Origin of the sequence: Streptomyces sp. MST-110588 (assembly GCF_022695595.1) — a bacterium.
In the GTDB taxonomy this organism is placed as follows: Bacteria; Actinomycetota; Actinomycetes; order Streptomycetales; family Streptomycetaceae; genus Streptomyces.
This window is the reverse complement of record NZ_CP074380.1, coordinates 4779065-4793058: the sequence shown is the minus strand read 5'-3', so window position 1 is coordinate 4793058 and position 13994 is coordinate 4779065. Positions and strand designations below refer to the sequence as shown.

Genomic DNA, 13994 nt, shown 5'->3' with positions numbered 1-13994 from the left:
TGTACGGGCCGTAGGAGCCGCCATAGGTGGCGGGAGCGGCGTAGGAAGCGGGGGCGGCGTAGGAGACGGGAGCGGCGTAGGCGTCCGGCGCGCCGTACAGGGGGGTGTGCGCTCCGTACGCCTCACGGAACTCGTGGATCTCAGGAGCCTCATGGCGCGGCTCGGCTTCGACGCCGCGGCGGCTGCGCGCGGCTCGGTGGCTGCCCTGCGAATGACTCACGACGCTCCACGTGCCACGGGAACCGGTTGTCGGCCGGAATGTAGCGGAGCGGCGGTGACTCTCCAAAGCGGACCCGCTACGGAGCGTCGCCGCGCTATCCTGCCGCGCCGCCGCCGTCGGTCAGGGCCGGTAGCCGAAGGCGCGTGCCGTGTTGGCGGCCACGGCCGTGGCCAGCGCGTCCTCGGTCATCCCCTTGACCTCCGCCATCGCGCGCAGCGTGACCGGAATGAGATACGGGGCGTTAGGCCGTCCGCGGTACGGCGCCGGGGTCAGGAACGGCGCGTCGGTCTCCACCAGCACCAGCTCGGCGGGGGCCACCGCCAGCGCCTCGCGCAGCGGCCGGGCGTTCTTGAAGGTGACGTTGCCCGCGAAGGACATGAAGTAGCCGGCCTCGGCGCAGACCTTGGCCATCTCGGCGTCGCCGGAGTAGCAGTGGAAGACGACGACGGGCGGCGCGCCTTCCTCGCGCAGCACGCGCAGCACGTCGTCGTGGGCCTCGCGGTCGTGGATGACCAGCGCCTTGCCGTGGCGTTTGGCGATCTCGATGTGGGCGCGGAAGGAACGTTCCTGGGCGGCCATGCCTTCAGGGCCCGTACGGAAGTGGTCCAGGCCCGTCTCGCCGACGCCGCGCACGTGCGGCAGCGCGGCCAGCGCCTCGATCTCCTCCAGCGCCGCGTCCAGGGCGGCGTCCCCGCCCGCCGCACGGGCCCCCTGCCGCGACCAGCCGTCCGGGTCCCCGAGCACGATCCGCGGCGCCTCGTTGGGGTGCAGGGCGACGGTGGCGTGCACGTTCTCGTGCGCGGCGGCCGTCTCGGCGGCCCAGCGCGAGCCCGCCAGGTCGCAGCCCACCTGGATCACCGTACGCACGCCGACCGACGCGGCCTTGGCGAGGGCTTCCTCGACCGTGCCTTGTTGCATGTCGAGGTGGGTGTGGGAGTCGGCGACCGGTACCCGAAGCGGTTCGGGCAGCGGCGGCGGCGCGTCCTTGGACGCGCCGCGGGAGGGGGACTGGTTGCCCGGGTTGCCGACAGTGCTGCTGCTCATGGCCGCGATCCTACGAGGAAGGCGGCCACGGCATCCGGTGCGGTCCGGCCGCCGCCGATGCGGTGGCGGCCGGAGCGGCTCACTTGCGGTGGTGCTGGAAGGGGTGGAGCAGGTCGGAGAGGTGCCAGTGGTGGTGGCCGGCGCGCTCCCGCGTGCCGTCCGCCGCCCGGGCCGCGCCCGCGCTCGCCGGCCCGGTGCCCGCCTTGCCCACGCCTGCCGTGCCCACGCCGTCCGAGGAGTCCGTGCCCTGCTGGGGGACGGCTCCCGCGCCGGCCCCGCCCCTGGCCTCCGCGGCGCCCGAGGGATAGCGCCGGTACATGTTCGCCATGGCGTCGGAGACCATCGAGACCTGCCCGGAGCGCATGATGCGTACGACGTTTCCGCCGCAGTTCAGGCAGGTGGGCCGGGTCAGCGGTGACGGGACGCGCTCGCCGTCCGCGTAGTACCAGCAGTGGGTGCGCCCTTGGGCGTCGACGTGGTGGACTATCTCGTACGACTGCTCCCAGCCGTAGCCGCACCTCATGCACGCGAAGGCGTACGCCTCGTGTGCCGGGGGTTCGGTACTGGTGGTGGGGTGGGTGCCACTGGTGGTGCCCGGCGTTCCCGCGATGTCACTCATAGCCGCTCCTCTTGCCCGCTGGACAAGGTCTCCGGGGACGAACGTCCCACCTCCCAGTGGACGCCTTTCCCGGCTGTGACGCAGCAGTGCTTCTACCTATTGGCCCAGATTTGACAGGGTGCAGGTAAAGCGACCCGCTGCGCGGACCGACGCTTTACCTTCCAGGCTAGTCATTTACCTTCCGGCGGTGCTGTCCGCGCCGCATTCTTTGCCGCGACCACGGCATCGAACACCTCGCGTTTGGGTACGCCCGCCTCCGCCGCGACGGCGGCGATGGCCTCCTTGCGCCGCTCCCCCGCCTCTTCGCGTACCTGCACCCTGCGCACCAGCTCACCGGGGTCCAGGTCCTGGGGGCCGGTGTCCGCGGCGCCCTCGACGACGATGGTGATCTCGCCCCGTACGCCCTCCGCCGCCCAGCGCGCCAGCTCTTCCAGGGGGCCGCGCCGTACCTCCTCGTACGTCTTGGTCAGCTCCCGGCACACCGCCGCGCGCCGCCGGGGACCGAACGCCTCGGCCATGGCGGCGAGGGTGTCGTCCAAGCGGTGCGGCGCCTCGAAGTAGACCAGCGTGCGGCGCTCGGCCGCGGCCTCCTGGAGCCGGGAGCGCCGCTCGCCGGCCTTGCGCGGCAGGAACCCCTCGAAGCAGAAGCGGTCCACGGGCAGGCCGGAGACGGCCAGCGCGGTGAGCACGGCGCTGGGCCCGGGGACGGCGGTGACGCGCACCCCGCGCTCCACGGCCGCGGCGACCAGCCGGTACCCGGGGTCGGAGACGGACGGCATCCCGGCGTCGGTCACCAGCAGCACCCGCGCGCCGTCGGCCAGCGCCTGGGCCAGTTCCGGCGTACGGGCGGACTCGTTGCCCTCGAAGTAGGACACGACGCGGCCCGTGGTGTGCACGCCCAGGGCCTGGGTGAGGCGGCGCAGCCGCCGGGTGTCCTCGGCGGCGATCACATCGGCCGCCGCCAGTTCGGTGGCCAGCCGCGGCGGCGCGTCCGCGACCTCGCCGATGGGCGTCCCTGCAAGTACGAGCGTTCCTGTCACGCCGCCCATCCTCGCAGTCGCCGCGCCGCTCCTCCCATCCGGCCGCCGCGCGGCCGGGCCCGGTTCACAGGCCGCTTCCCTACGATGGCCCGGTGACGAGTGACACCGCGACAGACGCCCACCGCGCCGAGGAACGCGACCGAGCGCCCGGTGCGTGGCAGCGACGGCTGCGCCACTTCGGCTACGCCGCCCGTCCGCGGGCCGGTGTCCGCGAGCAACTGGTCCCCGCGTTCCCCCGGCCGGGGACCCGGGTGTGGACGCGGCTGGGGCTGGGCCCGGCCCTCGCCGCCCGCTGCGCGCGCTGGTCGGGCTGGGGCGGCCCGCTGCTGGTCGCCCTGTTCGCCGGAATCCTGCGTTTTTGGAACCTGGCCAGCCCGGGCAAGGTGATATTCGACGAGACGTACTACCCCAAGGACGCCTGGTCGCTGCTCCAGTACGGGTACGAGGGCACCTGGGCGAAGAACGCCAACGACGCGCTGGTCGCCGACCCGCAGCGGATCCTGCTCAGCCCCGAGCACTCCTACGTCGTCCACCCGCCCATAGGGAAGTGGATCATCGGGCTGGGCGAGTGGATGTGGGGTCTGAACCCCTTCGGCTGGCGGTTCATGGTCGCGCTGCTGGGCACGCTGTCGGTGCTGATGATCTGCCGCATCGGCCGCCGGCTGCTGCGCTCCACCGCGCTGGGCTGTGTGGCCGGGGTGCTGCTGGCCGTGGACGGGCTGCACTTCGTGATGAGCCGGACCGCGCTGCTGGACCTGATCGTGATGTTCTGGGTGGTCGCCGCCTTCGGCTGCCTGCTGGTGGACCGCGACCGCACCAGGGCCCGGCTGGCCGCCGCGCTGCCCGTCGGCGAGGACGGGGTGGCCAGGCCCAGCGCGCAGGTCGGTGACCGGCTGCGGCTGGGGTGGCGGCCCTGGCGGCTGGCGGCCGGGGTGTGCCTGGGCCTGTCCGCCGCCACCAAATGGAACGGCCTGTACTACCTGGCGGCCTTCGCGCTGCTGTCGGTCCTGTGGGACGCGGCCGGGCGCCGTACTGCCGGGGCCCTGCGCCCCTACCGCTCGGCGCTGCGCCGCGACGTGCTGCCCGCCTTCGGTGCCACGGTCGTCCTGGCGCTGGCCACGTACCTGGTGTCCTGGAGCGGCTGGATCTTCACCAAGGGCGGCTACTACCGCGACTGGGCGACCTCCGCCGAGGGCCGGGCGGCGGGCGGGACCTGGCTGCCGGACTGGCTGCGCAGCCTGTGGCACTACCAGACCGAGGTGTACGACTTCCACACCGGCCTGGACACCCCGCACACCTACCAGTCCAACCCGTGGAGCTGGCTGGTGCTGGGCCGGCCCGTCTCGTACTTCTACGAGGACCCCAAGTTCGGGCACGACGGCTGCACGGTGGCCGGGGGCTGCGCCCGTGAGGTGCTGGCGCTGGGCACGCCGCTGCTGTGGTGGGCGGGCGCCTTCGCGTTCCTGTACGTCCTGTACCGCTGGCTGTTCCGGCGCGACTGGCGGGCGGGCGCCGTGGCGTGCGGCATCGCGGCGGGCTATCTGCCGTGGTTCCTCTACCAGCAGCGGACGATCTTCGTCTTCTACGCGGTGGTGTTCGTGCCGTTCGTGTGCCTGGCGGTGGCCATGATGATCGGCGCGCTGGCCGGGCCGCCCGCCCCGGGGCACGGCGCGGCGGCCCGGACGGAACCGGAGCTGGCCGCCGCGGAACGCAGACGGGCGATCGGCGCGGTCGGCGCGGGGGTGCTCGTCCTGCTGATCGTATGGAACTTCATCTACTTCTATCCGATCTATACCGGTATGCCGATACCGAAGAGCGCCTGGCACAACAGGATGTGGTTCGACACCTGGGTGTGAAAGGGCCGCTGCCCCAAGCTGTGTGACCGGGCGTCATATGACGTCCGTCACCGGCCCGTCCGCCGGTCGAGACGCCCCCGCGCACCCCGTGTCCCATAGAGTGCAGGGCACGTTCTTGTGTGCGTATCGATGCGTGTCGAAGAACGAGGATTCGGAGGGGATCGGTGTCATGCGCCGTGAGGTGAGGTACGGGCTGATCGGCGGGGCCGTGGCCCTGGTCGCGGGCGGTGTCGGCGGCTACACGCTGCTGGGTGGCTCCGACGGGCAGGAGACGGCGGGCGCGCAGGTACGGGCGGCCGACGGCAAGCCCGGCCCGGAGGCCGCCAAGGTGCCCTCCGGGCCGCTGAGTGCGGCGGAGGTCCGTACCACCGCCACGGACTTCCTCACCGCCTGGCGCTCCGGCGACACCGCCAAGGCCGCCGCGATGACCGACGACGCCGATGCCGCCGGCGCCGCGCTCAAGGACTACGGCAAGCGCACCCACCTGACGAAGATGACGCTGACCCCCGGCCGGCGCAGCGGCGACACGGTGCCCTACACCGTCGCCGGCGAGATCGCGTACAAGAGCCACCAGGCACCCGTCTCCTACGCCACCTCACTGACCGTCAAGCGCGACACGGCCACCGGCAAGCCGCGGATCGCGTGGCGGCCCGCCCTGCTGCACCCCAAGATGGGCGAGGGCGACACCCTGCTCACCGGCGAGTCCCAGGCCCCGCCGATCAAGGCCGTGGACCGCAACGGCGCCGAGCTGACCAAGGAGGCCCACCCGGCGCTGGCCGGCATCCTGGGCAGTCTGCGGGACAAGTACGGGAAGAAGACGGACGGCAAGCCCGACGTGGAGTTCTACATCCACCGGGCCAAGAGCGCCAAGAGCAGCACCCAGCGGCCGGACGAGACGCTCAAGGTGCTCGCCAAGGGCAGGCCCGGCACGCTGCGGACGACCATCGACAGCAAGCTCCAGGCCGCGGCCGAGAAGGCCGTCAAGGGCAAGAGCCGGGCCTCGGCGGTCGCGCTCAAGCCCAGCACCGGTGAGATCCTGGCGATCGCCAACTCCCCGGCGACCGGCTTCAACACCGCCACGCAGGGCTCGCTCGCGCCCGGCTCGACGATGAAGATCGTCACCTCCGCGCTGCTGCTGGACAAGGGCCTGACCGCGCCGGACAAGAAGCACCCGTGCGAGAAGTTCGTGACGGTCGGCGGCTGGAAGTTCCAGAACCTGAACAAGTCCGAGATCAAGGACGGGACCTTCGCCCAGAGCTTCGCCGCGTCCTGCAACAACGCCTTCATCTCGCAGGCGGGGAAGCTGGCCGCGGACGACCTGACGAAGGAGGCCCGGGACGTCTTCGGCATCGGCCTGAACTGGCAGACCGGCATCCCCACCTTCGACGGGGCGGTCCCGGTGCAGAGCGACGCGCAGATGGCCGCCTCGCTGATCGGGCAGGGCGGCGTACGGATGAACCCGCTGAACGTGGCGTCGCTGGCCGCGACCGTACAGAACGGCGCCTTCCACCAGCCCTACATCGTCTCCCCCTCCCTGGACGACCGCGCCCTCGCCAAGGCCGCACGCACCATGAAGCCGGACACCGCCTCGGGCCTGAAGTACCTGATGCGGCTGACCGCCACGTCCGGCACGGCCGCCGAGGCGATGTCCGGCGTCGGCGGCGACATCGGCGCGAAGACCGGCTCCGCGGAGGTCGACGGGCAGGACAAGCCCAACGCGTGGTTCACCGCCTACCGCGGTGACCTGGCCGCCGCGGCCGTCGTCCCGGCCAGCGGACACGGCGGCTCCAACGCCGGTCCGGTCGTACGGTCCATCCTGACGGCGGGCTGAGGCGGGCGGGGGACCTCTTCGGGCGGAACCTTTTCGGGTGGGGCCTTCTCGGGCGGGCCCCTCCGCCTTAACCGGTCGCGTGGCCCGTACATCTTTCGTTAGCGTGCGGCCATGAACCTTTGTACGCGGCCCACTTCGGCCCCATGACCCCGCTGGTCGTCGCGGCGGTCCTCATGGCGGCCGTCACCCACGCCAGTTGGAACGCCATCGCCCACGGCATCAAGGACCAGGTGCTGGCCTTCACGCTGGTGGGCGGCGGCGGAGCGGTGTGCGGCGCCGCCCTGGCGTGCTTCGCACCGCTGCCCGCGGCCGGCGCCTGGCCCTGCCTGATCGGTTCCGCGGCCCTGCACGTCGTCTATCAGGTGCTGCTCATGCGCTCCTTCCAACTGGGCGAGTTCGGGCAGATGTACCCGATCGCGCGCGGCACCGCTCCCCTGGCCGTCACCGTGCTCGCGGCCGTCTTCGTCCGTGAACTCCCCGACGCCTGGCAGCTCGCGGGGGTGGCGCTCGCCTCGGCGGGCCTGGTCGGAGTGGCGCTGTGGGGCCTGCTGCCGACCGGCGCCGCGCGCCGCGCCCGCAGGGACGGGCCACGGGCGGCCGTCCACCGGCCGGCGCTCGTGGCCGCCGTCGCCACCGGCCTGGCCATCGCCTCGTACACCGTCGTGGACGGCGTGGGCGTACGCGCCTCCGGCACCGCGCCCGGCTACATCGCCTGGCTGATGATCCTGGAGGGCCTGGCCGTCCCCGCGTACGCGCTGGCCTCACGGCGGGGCCTGCTGCTCGCCCAGCTACGGCCGGTCGCCGTGCGCGGGCTGCTCGGCGGGGCACTGTCGGTCTTCGCGTACGGCCTGGTCCTGTGGGCCCAGACCCGGGCCCCGCTGGCGCCCGTCGCCGCGCTGCGCGAGTCCTCGATCATCGTCGGCGCCGCGATCGGGGCACTCTTCTTCAAGGAACGTTTCGGCACACCGCGGATCGCCGCGGCCGGGCTGATGGTCCTCGGTATCGGCCTGATGCTGCACGCGGGCTGAGACACGGAAAGCGCCTTACAGGTACGTACGGGTGCGTACGGGCTACGCGGTGAGCGACGTGCGCAGGGCACGGACCAGCGCCTGGGCGCGCGGGTCGGCGGTCACGTTCTGCTGCATGCCGTTGGTGACGTAGCCGAAGGCGGTGTCGGACTCGGGGTCGGCGAAGGCCAGGCAGCCGCCGCGGCCGGGGTGTCCGAAGGAGCCGGGGGCCAGGAGGGGCGAGGCCGGGCCGTGCAGCATGTAGCCCAGGCCGAAGCGGGTGCTCACCACCAGGGTGCGGTCGGGGCCGGCGGACTCCTCGGTGCGGGCCAGGGTGAGGGTGGCGGGCGCGAAGAGACGGGGGTGGCCGTCGACCGGGCCGATCAGGGCGGCGTAGCAGCGGGCCAGGGCACGGGCGGTGGCGATGCCGGCCGAGGCGGGCAGTTCGGCGGCGCGGTAGGCCGGGTCGTTCTCGTCGGGGGCCGGGTCGATGGCGGCGAAGGCCCGGCGGGTCAGCGAGGCGGGGTCGTTGTAGGCGTCCACGACCTCGCGCTTGGGGCGTACGCGCAGGCCGCTGGAGGCAGGAGGCTCGGGGGCCTGGATCTCGGCCAGCCGGCCGGCGCGGGAGCGCAGGGCGGACGGCAGCCCGACCCACAGGCCGATGCCGAGGGGGCCGGATATCTCCTCGGCGATCCAGGTGCCGATGCTGCGCCCGGTGACCCGCAGGACGAGTTCGGACAGCAGCCAGCTATAGGTCTGGGCGTGGTAGCCGTGGTCCTCGCCGGGCGTCCAGGCCGGGGCCTGGGCGGCGAGCGCGGCCGGACCGCTGAGGCCGTCGACGGCCTGGGCGGGGGTCAGCGGGGTGTCCAGGACGGGCAGCCCGGCGCGGTGCGAGAGCAGGTGGCGCACCAGGACGCGTTCCTTGCCGGCGGCCTTGAACTCGGGCCAGTACGTCCCTACGGGGGCGTCCAGGTCCAGCAGGCCGCGCTGGTGCAGCAGGAGCGGGACGATCGCGGCGATGCCCTTGGTGGCGGAGCGGATCACCTGGGCGGTGTCCTCCTCCCAGGGCGCGGCGTCGGCGGTGTCCGGCGCGTCACCGTCCCTGGTGCCGGCCCACAGGTCGACGACCTTGCGGCCGTGCCGGTAGACGGCGACGGCCGCACCGCGCTCACCGCGCCGCGCGAAGTTGGCCGCGAAGGCGTCCCGGACCGGCTCGAAGCCGTCCGCGACCGTGCCCTGGACGTCCACCACTGGTTCCCGCTTCCCACTCATCCGTCGCGTTTGTGACCCATCAATGGTGCAACGTGTGGATCAGTGCTGATGACCAGGGCGGCGGGCCGTGGGGTTCATCACAGGAACGGCGGGGTTTGTCACGGCCAAGATGCCCGCGCAACACCCACTCACGGAACGGCCCCGCCCGTCCGCCGCGGGGGAACGACGGACGGAGGGGGCAGTTCGAGGTGTCAGCGTTCGGTCACGCCCACGTGAGGCGTTGTCCGTCGGGGCCGACGTGCAGCCGCATGCGGTCGGCCGACGGGCGCCCGTCCGACTGCCACTGTGTAAGGCGCGCGGTGATTTCGTCCCACAGGCGCGCCGTACCGCCCTGCCGGACCATCCACCGTCCGCCGTCTTGGAAGACGACCGCCCACGCCTCGGCGTCCACGTCGATCACGACGTGTTCCGTCCGACCGTCCCGTTGCAGCGTGAGCCGCTGTGCGCTTGGCGCGGCGGTCTGGGCGACGAATCGGGCCGTCCAGTCCTCAAGCACCTCCGCGCCCAGCTCCGCGGGCACCGCGTCGCCCTCGCTGAGGTTCGGCAGGATGCCCAGCGGGGGCGGAAGGTGGGGACGGGCCAGCATGAACGAGACCTGTCCGCCGAGAACCGGGCCGCCGGCCGTGCCGTCGCTGGCGACCGTGAGCCGTACGAGTTCGGACGCGTGCATCCACCCGCCGACCGTGACCAGGACCTCACCGCCGGGCCGGGTCTGCGCGAGCCAGTCGGCCGGCACGGTGTGCACGCCGCACGTGGCGATCACGCGGTCATACGGGCTGCCCTCCTTGTAGCCCGCCAGTCCGTCACCGACCACGCGGGCAGGCCGGTAACCGGCGCCCGCGAGCGCGATCCCGGCGAGGGCGGACACCTCGGCGTCGACCTCGACCGTGGTCACGTTGTCCTCGCCAACGACATGACACAGCAGCGCCGTCGAATAGCCCGTACCCGTGCCGATCTCCAGAACACGCAGCCCCTCGACCGCTCGCAGGTCTTCGAGCATCCGCACGACCAGACTCGGCAGGGTGGACGACGACGAGGGGGCCGCGGCGATGCGCCCCTCGACCTGGTCGGGGAAGACACCCCCGGCCACCTGTGTCACGAGGGTGTCGTCTTCGTAGATCCGCGCGAGTCCTTCCGCGGAGCCCCCGGCCGCAGGCCGGTACCAGCCGCCCTCCTCGTACTCGAACCAGCCGCGCGAGAGGAACGCCTCACGGGGCACCGACATGACGGCCGCTTCCCATTCCGGGCTGCGCAAAGCACCGGTCTTGGACAGGCACCGCGCGAGGCCGGCCCGCAGGTGTTCCGACGGCAGGGGTTCACTCATGCTGACTCGCTCCGTTCTCCAACAAGTCTGCGATTGCGGTGGTGATCGGCAGTCCGGCCGCGTCTTCGAGCCACGCCCATTGGCCATTGGGGTTGCACTCCAGCACACCTGGCCATGCAGATGGCGTCACCCCACGTCACGGTTCAGGTGCTGCCGTACGAAGCAGGCGCCTCACCCAGCCACCTGCCGTTCACGCTGCTCTCGTTGAACGGCGCATCCCACGCGGTCTACACCGAGACGCCCACCCATGGTGGTCAAGTGGACGACACCTCTGGCGTGGTGGCGGAAGCCGTCGGCATGTTCGATCGGCTTCGCATGGGGGCACTGTCAGAGGAAGAGTCGCTAGCCCTGATTCACAGAATCATGGAGGACCACGCCAAATGAGCAGCACACCCGACCCTCAGCCCATGCGGTGGACCAAGAGCACCCACAGCGGCGGCGACGGGGGACAATGCATCGAATGGGCGCCCGATCACGCGCGCGCAACGGGTGAGTTCCTGGTCCGTGACAGCAAGGACCCGAACGGCCCGCGCCTGGCCCTGACCCGTGCGGGGTTCGCCGGTCTTGTGCAGTTCGCCAAACGCCATGGGTGACCCTCCCCCTTGGGGCAAGAGGGTTGGCAACAGGGACGGCGGGGTTCGTCACTGCGGCAGGGTCACCGAGCGGGGGTCGAAGCCGAAGGGCAGCTCCAGCCGGTGGGCGCGCATCAGGCCGGTGTCGCACAGCAGGTCCTGCGTGGTGCCGTCGGCGACGATGACGCCCCCGGACAGCACGACCGAGCGCGGGCACAGCTCCAGCGCGTACGGAAGGTCGTGGGTGACCATCAGCACGGTGACGTCCAGGGAGCGCAGGATGTCGGCGAGTTCGCGGCGCGAGGCGGGGTCGAGGTTGGAGGACGGCTCGTCCAGGACGAGGATCTCCGGGCGCATGGCCAGGACGGTGGCGACGGCGACCCGGCGGCGCTGCCCGAAGGAGAGGTGGTGCGGCGGCCGGTCGGCGAAACCGGCCATCCCGACCTGGTCGAGGGCCTCGGTGACGCGGGCCTCCAGTTCGGCGCCGCGCAGCCCGGCCGCGGCGGGCCCGAAGGCGACGTCCTCCCGGACGGTGGGCATGAAGAGCTGGTCGTCGGGGTCCTGGAAGACGATGCCCACCCGGCGGCGGATCTCGGCCAGGTCGCGCTTGCCGACGGGCAGTCCGGCCACGCGTACGGTCCCGGCGCCGGCCTCCAGGATGCCGTTGAGGTGCAGGACCAGCGTGGTCTTCCCGGCGCCGTTGGGGCCCAGCAGCGCGACCCGCTCGCCGCGTGCGACGGTCAGGTCGACGCCGAACAGAGCCTGGTGGCCGTCGGGATAGGCGTAGGCCAGACCGCGGACCTCCAGGGAAGGCGCGGTGCCGGTGGTGGTGATGCCGGTAGTGGTGATGCCGGTGTTCATAGGGTCCATCCCAGCAGGCAGACGGCGAGGGCGGCCAGGGGGAGGGCGGCGGCGCGGCACCACTGGCCCCGGGTGGCGGTGGTCTCGTCGATGACGGGCATGCTGCCGGTGTAGCCGCGGCTGACCATGGCCAGGTGGACCCGTTCGCCGCGTTCGTAGGAGCGGATGAACAGGGCGCCCGCGGACTTGGCGAGCACGCCCCAGTGCCGTACGCCGCGCGCCTCGAAGCCGCGGGAGAGCCGGGCGATACGCATCCGCCGCATCTCGTCGGTGATCACATCGCCGTAACGGATCATGAAGGACGCGATCTGTACGAGCAGCGGGGGCATCCGCAGCCGCTGGAGGCCGAGCAGCAGGGCGCGCAGCTCGGTGGTGGAGGCCAGGAGGACGGAGGCGGCGACGCCCAGCGTGCCCTTGGCCAGGATGTTCCAGGCGCCCCACAGTCCGGACTCGCTCAGCGTCATCCCCAGGATGTGGACGCGCGGGCCCTGTGCCACGAAGGGCATCAGGAAGGCGAAGGCCACGAAGGGCACCTCGATCAGCAGCCGCTTGAGGAGGGTGCGGGCGGGGATGCGGGCCGCCCCGGCGACGGCCGCGAGCAGCAGGGCGTACGCGGCGAAGGCCCACAGCGCGGTGCGCGGGGTGGCGACCACGGTCAGGACGAAGAAGAAGACCGCGGCGATCTTGCACTGCGCGGGGAGCCGGTGCACGGGCGAGTGGCCGTGCCGGTAGAGCGCGCGGACGCCCGGGCCGCCGGGGGCCGGGCGGGCGGGGGGCCGGACCGTATGGGTGCCGGTGGCCATGTCAGAGGGCCTCGCCGTGCGGCTCGGCGCCGTGGGGGGCGGTGTGCTGCTGCCCGGCGCCGTGGGGGGCGGTGTGCTGCTGCCCGGCGCCGTGGGGGCGGTGTGCTGCTCTGCGGCGTCCTGCTGTGCGCCGGACCTGCGGCGGCGTACGAGGACGAAGACGCCGGTGCCCACGGCCAGGGTTGCGCCGACGCCGATCACCCCGGCGAGGCCGCCGGAGATCCGCGGGTTCGCGATGTCCTTGACGCTGTAGTCGGCGAGCGGGGAGTCCTTGGCGGCGTGCTCCTCGGTCCTGGTGTCCAGGCCCTTGTCGTGGGCGACCTTCTCCAGGCCGTCCGGGCTGGTGGACGCGTAGTAGCTGACGCCGCCCGCGCACACCAGCGCGGCGGCGAGGCCGGCCAGCCACACCCGGCGGACGGAACGGGGGCGCCCTCCAGGTGCCGCGGCGGGCACCGGTCCGGCTGATGTGGCGTCGGTGCTGCTGGTGCTGGGGTTGGCGTCAGCGGCGGCGGCCGTACGGGCGACGGCGTCCGGTGCGGCAGTGCTCCCGGCCGCCGCGGCGAGCGGGGTACCGGCCATGGCGCCGGCCCCGTCGGCCGTCGGCTGGATCCCGGGCGCTTGGGCCCCGGGCGCTTCGGCCCCGGCCGGCCGTACCGGCGTCAGCGGGACCGTCCGCAGTTCCAGCGGCCGGGCCAGTCCGCGGGCGCCGTACACCAGGTCCGGGCGTACGGCGATCACCGCGCCGACCGTCAGCGCGGTGATCGCCGCCTCGCCGAGGCCGATCAGGACATGGACGCCGACCATGGCCGTGAAGACCGTGCCGATGGAGACGTCGGTGGTGCCGCCGAGCGCGTACAGGGCGGTGAAGGCGACGGCGGCGGCCGGAACGGAGACGACCGCGGCGGCGAACGCGGCGGCCGTGACCGAGCGGCGGCGGCGCGGCAGCACCTTGACCAGGCCGCGGAAGATGCCGTAGGCGACGACCGTCGTCACGATCGCCATGTCGGTGATGTTGACGCCCAGCGCGGTCAGCCCGCCGTCCGCGAAGAGCACTCCCTGCATGAGCAGCACGACGGAGACACAGAGCACGCCGGTGTACGGGCCGACCAGGATCGCGGCCAGCGCGCCGCCCAGGAGGTGGCCGCTGGTGCCGGCGGCGACCGGGAAGTTGAGCATCTGGACGGCGAAGATGAAGGCCGCGACCAGGCCCGCGAGCGGCGCCGTGCGCTCGCCGCCGCCGGTGGTGCCGTCGGCCGCGGTGATGCCGCCGGTGCCGCCGCTCAGTTCGCGGCGGGCACCCCGGAGGCTGACCGCGACGGCGACCGCGGCGAGCGCTCCGGCCCCCGCCGACACCGGTGCGTTGATGAAGCCGTCTGGTACGTGCATGCCAAGTGTTCTTTCGCTCCGAGCGCCGGGATTCCCCTATCGTGAGCCGTACTGCAATGAAGTCGCAAGAGCGCTCGCCATGCGAGACGACAACGGTTGCGTCACCCCCGCGCCGTCCGAAAAGCGGCAAAGCCGGGCATCTGTGCGAAGGTCGGCGTC

12 protein-coding genes and 2 pseudogenes are annotated in these 13994 nt (G+C 72.7%); 5 read left to right on the top strand and 9 right to left on the bottom strand.

Translation table 11 applies throughout. The features are described from left to right. Positions 1-340: 340 nt before the first annotated feature. The 3 genes from KGS77_RS21045 to rsmI all read right to left on the bottom strand — a co-directional run bounded on the left by KGS77_RS21045 (position 341) and on the right by rsmI (position 2932). Positions 341-1264: a TatD family hydrolase gene (locus KGS77_RS21045; RefSeq protein ID WP_242584166.1), complete on the bottom strand. Its 924-nt coding sequence runs from the start codon at positions 1262-1264 to the stop codon at positions 341-343. A 79-nt stretch (positions 1265-1343) separates the two neighbouring features. Further along, positions 1344-1883: a hypothetical protein gene (locus KGS77_RS21040; protein WP_242584164.1), complete on the bottom strand. Its 540-nt coding sequence runs from the start codon at positions 1881-1883 to the stop codon at positions 1344-1346. A 170-nt stretch (positions 1884-2053) separates the two neighbouring features. Then, complete coding sequence (rsmI, locus tag KGS77_RS21035) at positions 2054-2932, bottom strand: 16S rRNA (cytidine(1402)-2'-O)-methyltransferase (RefSeq protein ID WP_242584162.1); 879 nt, start codon at positions 2930-2932, stop codon at positions 2054-2056. A gap of 83 nt (positions 2933-3015) precedes the next feature. Between rsmI and KGS77_RS21030 the strand changes: the two genes are divergently transcribed. From KGS77_RS21030 to KGS77_RS21020, 3 genes are all read left to right on the top strand, one after another. Then, positions 3016-4779, top strand: a complete 1764-nt coding sequence (locus tag KGS77_RS21030; protein ID WP_242584160.1) for a phospholipid carrier-dependent glycosyltransferase — start codon at positions 3016-3018, stop codon at positions 4777-4779. Positions 4780-4948: 169 nt separating this feature from the next. Then, entirely contained in the window at positions 4949-6610 is a 1662-nt protein-coding gene (locus tag KGS77_RS21025; RefSeq protein WP_242584150.1) for a penicillin-binding transpeptidase domain-containing protein, read from the top strand. 143 nt (positions 6611-6753) lie between these two features. Beyond that, positions 6754-7638, top strand: coding sequence for a DMT family transporter (locus KGS77_RS21020; RefSeq protein WP_242584147.1), 885 nt, complete (start codon positions 6754-6756; stop codon positions 7636-7638). 42 nt (positions 7639-7680) lie between these two features. Here KGS77_RS21020 and KGS77_RS21015 read toward each other — a convergent pair whose 3' ends face one another. The 3 genes and pseudogenes from KGS77_RS21015 to KGS77_RS21005 all read right to left on the bottom strand — a co-directional run. Next, the gene (locus KGS77_RS21015) at positions 7681-8889 is read right to left on the bottom strand and encodes a serine hydrolase domain-containing protein (protein ID WP_242584145.1); all 1209 of its coding nucleotides are present in this window, start codon (positions 8887-8889) and stop codon (positions 7681-7683) included. A 202-nt stretch (positions 8890-9091) separates the two neighbouring features. Beyond that, complete coding sequence (tgmC, locus tag KGS77_RS21010; protein WP_242584143.1) at positions 9092-10213, bottom strand: ATP-grasp peptide maturase system methyltransferase; 1122 nt, start codon at positions 10211-10213, stop codon at positions 9092-9094. Beyond that, a pseudogene (locus KGS77_RS21005) lies at positions 10206-10316 on the bottom strand (ATP-grasp ribosomal peptide maturase); the annotation flags it as partial. The pseudogene KGS77_RS21005 and the gene tgmC, both read right to left, overlap by 8 nt. Before the next feature lie 11 nt (positions 10317-10327). Here KGS77_RS21005 and KGS77_RS21000 point away from each other — a divergent pair. Beyond that, the gene (locus KGS77_RS21000; protein ID WP_242584141.1) at positions 10328-10597 is read left to right on the top strand and encodes a Scr1 family TA system antitoxin-like transcriptional regulator; all 270 of its coding nucleotides are present in this window, start codon (positions 10328-10330) and stop codon (positions 10595-10597) included. Continuing rightward, entirely contained in the window at positions 10594-10806 is a 213-nt protein-coding gene (locus KGS77_RS20995) for a DUF397 domain-containing protein (protein WP_242584139.1), read from the top strand. Before KGS77_RS21000 ends, KGS77_RS20995 begins: the two co-directional genes overlap by 4 nt. Positions 10807-10854: 48 nt before the next feature. Here the strand turns inward: KGS77_RS20995 and KGS77_RS20990 are convergent, their stop codons facing one another. The 3 genes and pseudogenes from KGS77_RS20990 to KGS77_RS20980 all read right to left on the bottom strand — a co-directional run. Continuing rightward, the gene (locus KGS77_RS20990; protein ID WP_242584137.1) at positions 10855-11646 is read right to left on the bottom strand and encodes an ABC transporter ATP-binding protein; all 792 of its coding nucleotides are present in this window, start codon (positions 11644-11646) and stop codon (positions 10855-10857) included. Beyond that, a complete protein-coding gene (cbiQ, locus tag KGS77_RS20985; RefSeq protein WP_242587596.1) occupies positions 11643-12356 on the bottom strand; it encodes a cobalt ECF transporter T component CbiQ in 714 nt (237 codons plus the stop codon). Before cbiQ ends, KGS77_RS20990 begins: the two co-directional genes overlap by 4 nt. Before the next feature lie 216 nt (positions 12357-12572). Continuing rightward, positions 12573-13835 (bottom strand): annotated as a pseudogene (locus KGS77_RS20980) (energy-coupling factor ABC transporter permease); the annotation flags it as partial. Between the last annotated feature and the right edge of the window lie 159 nt (positions 13836-13994).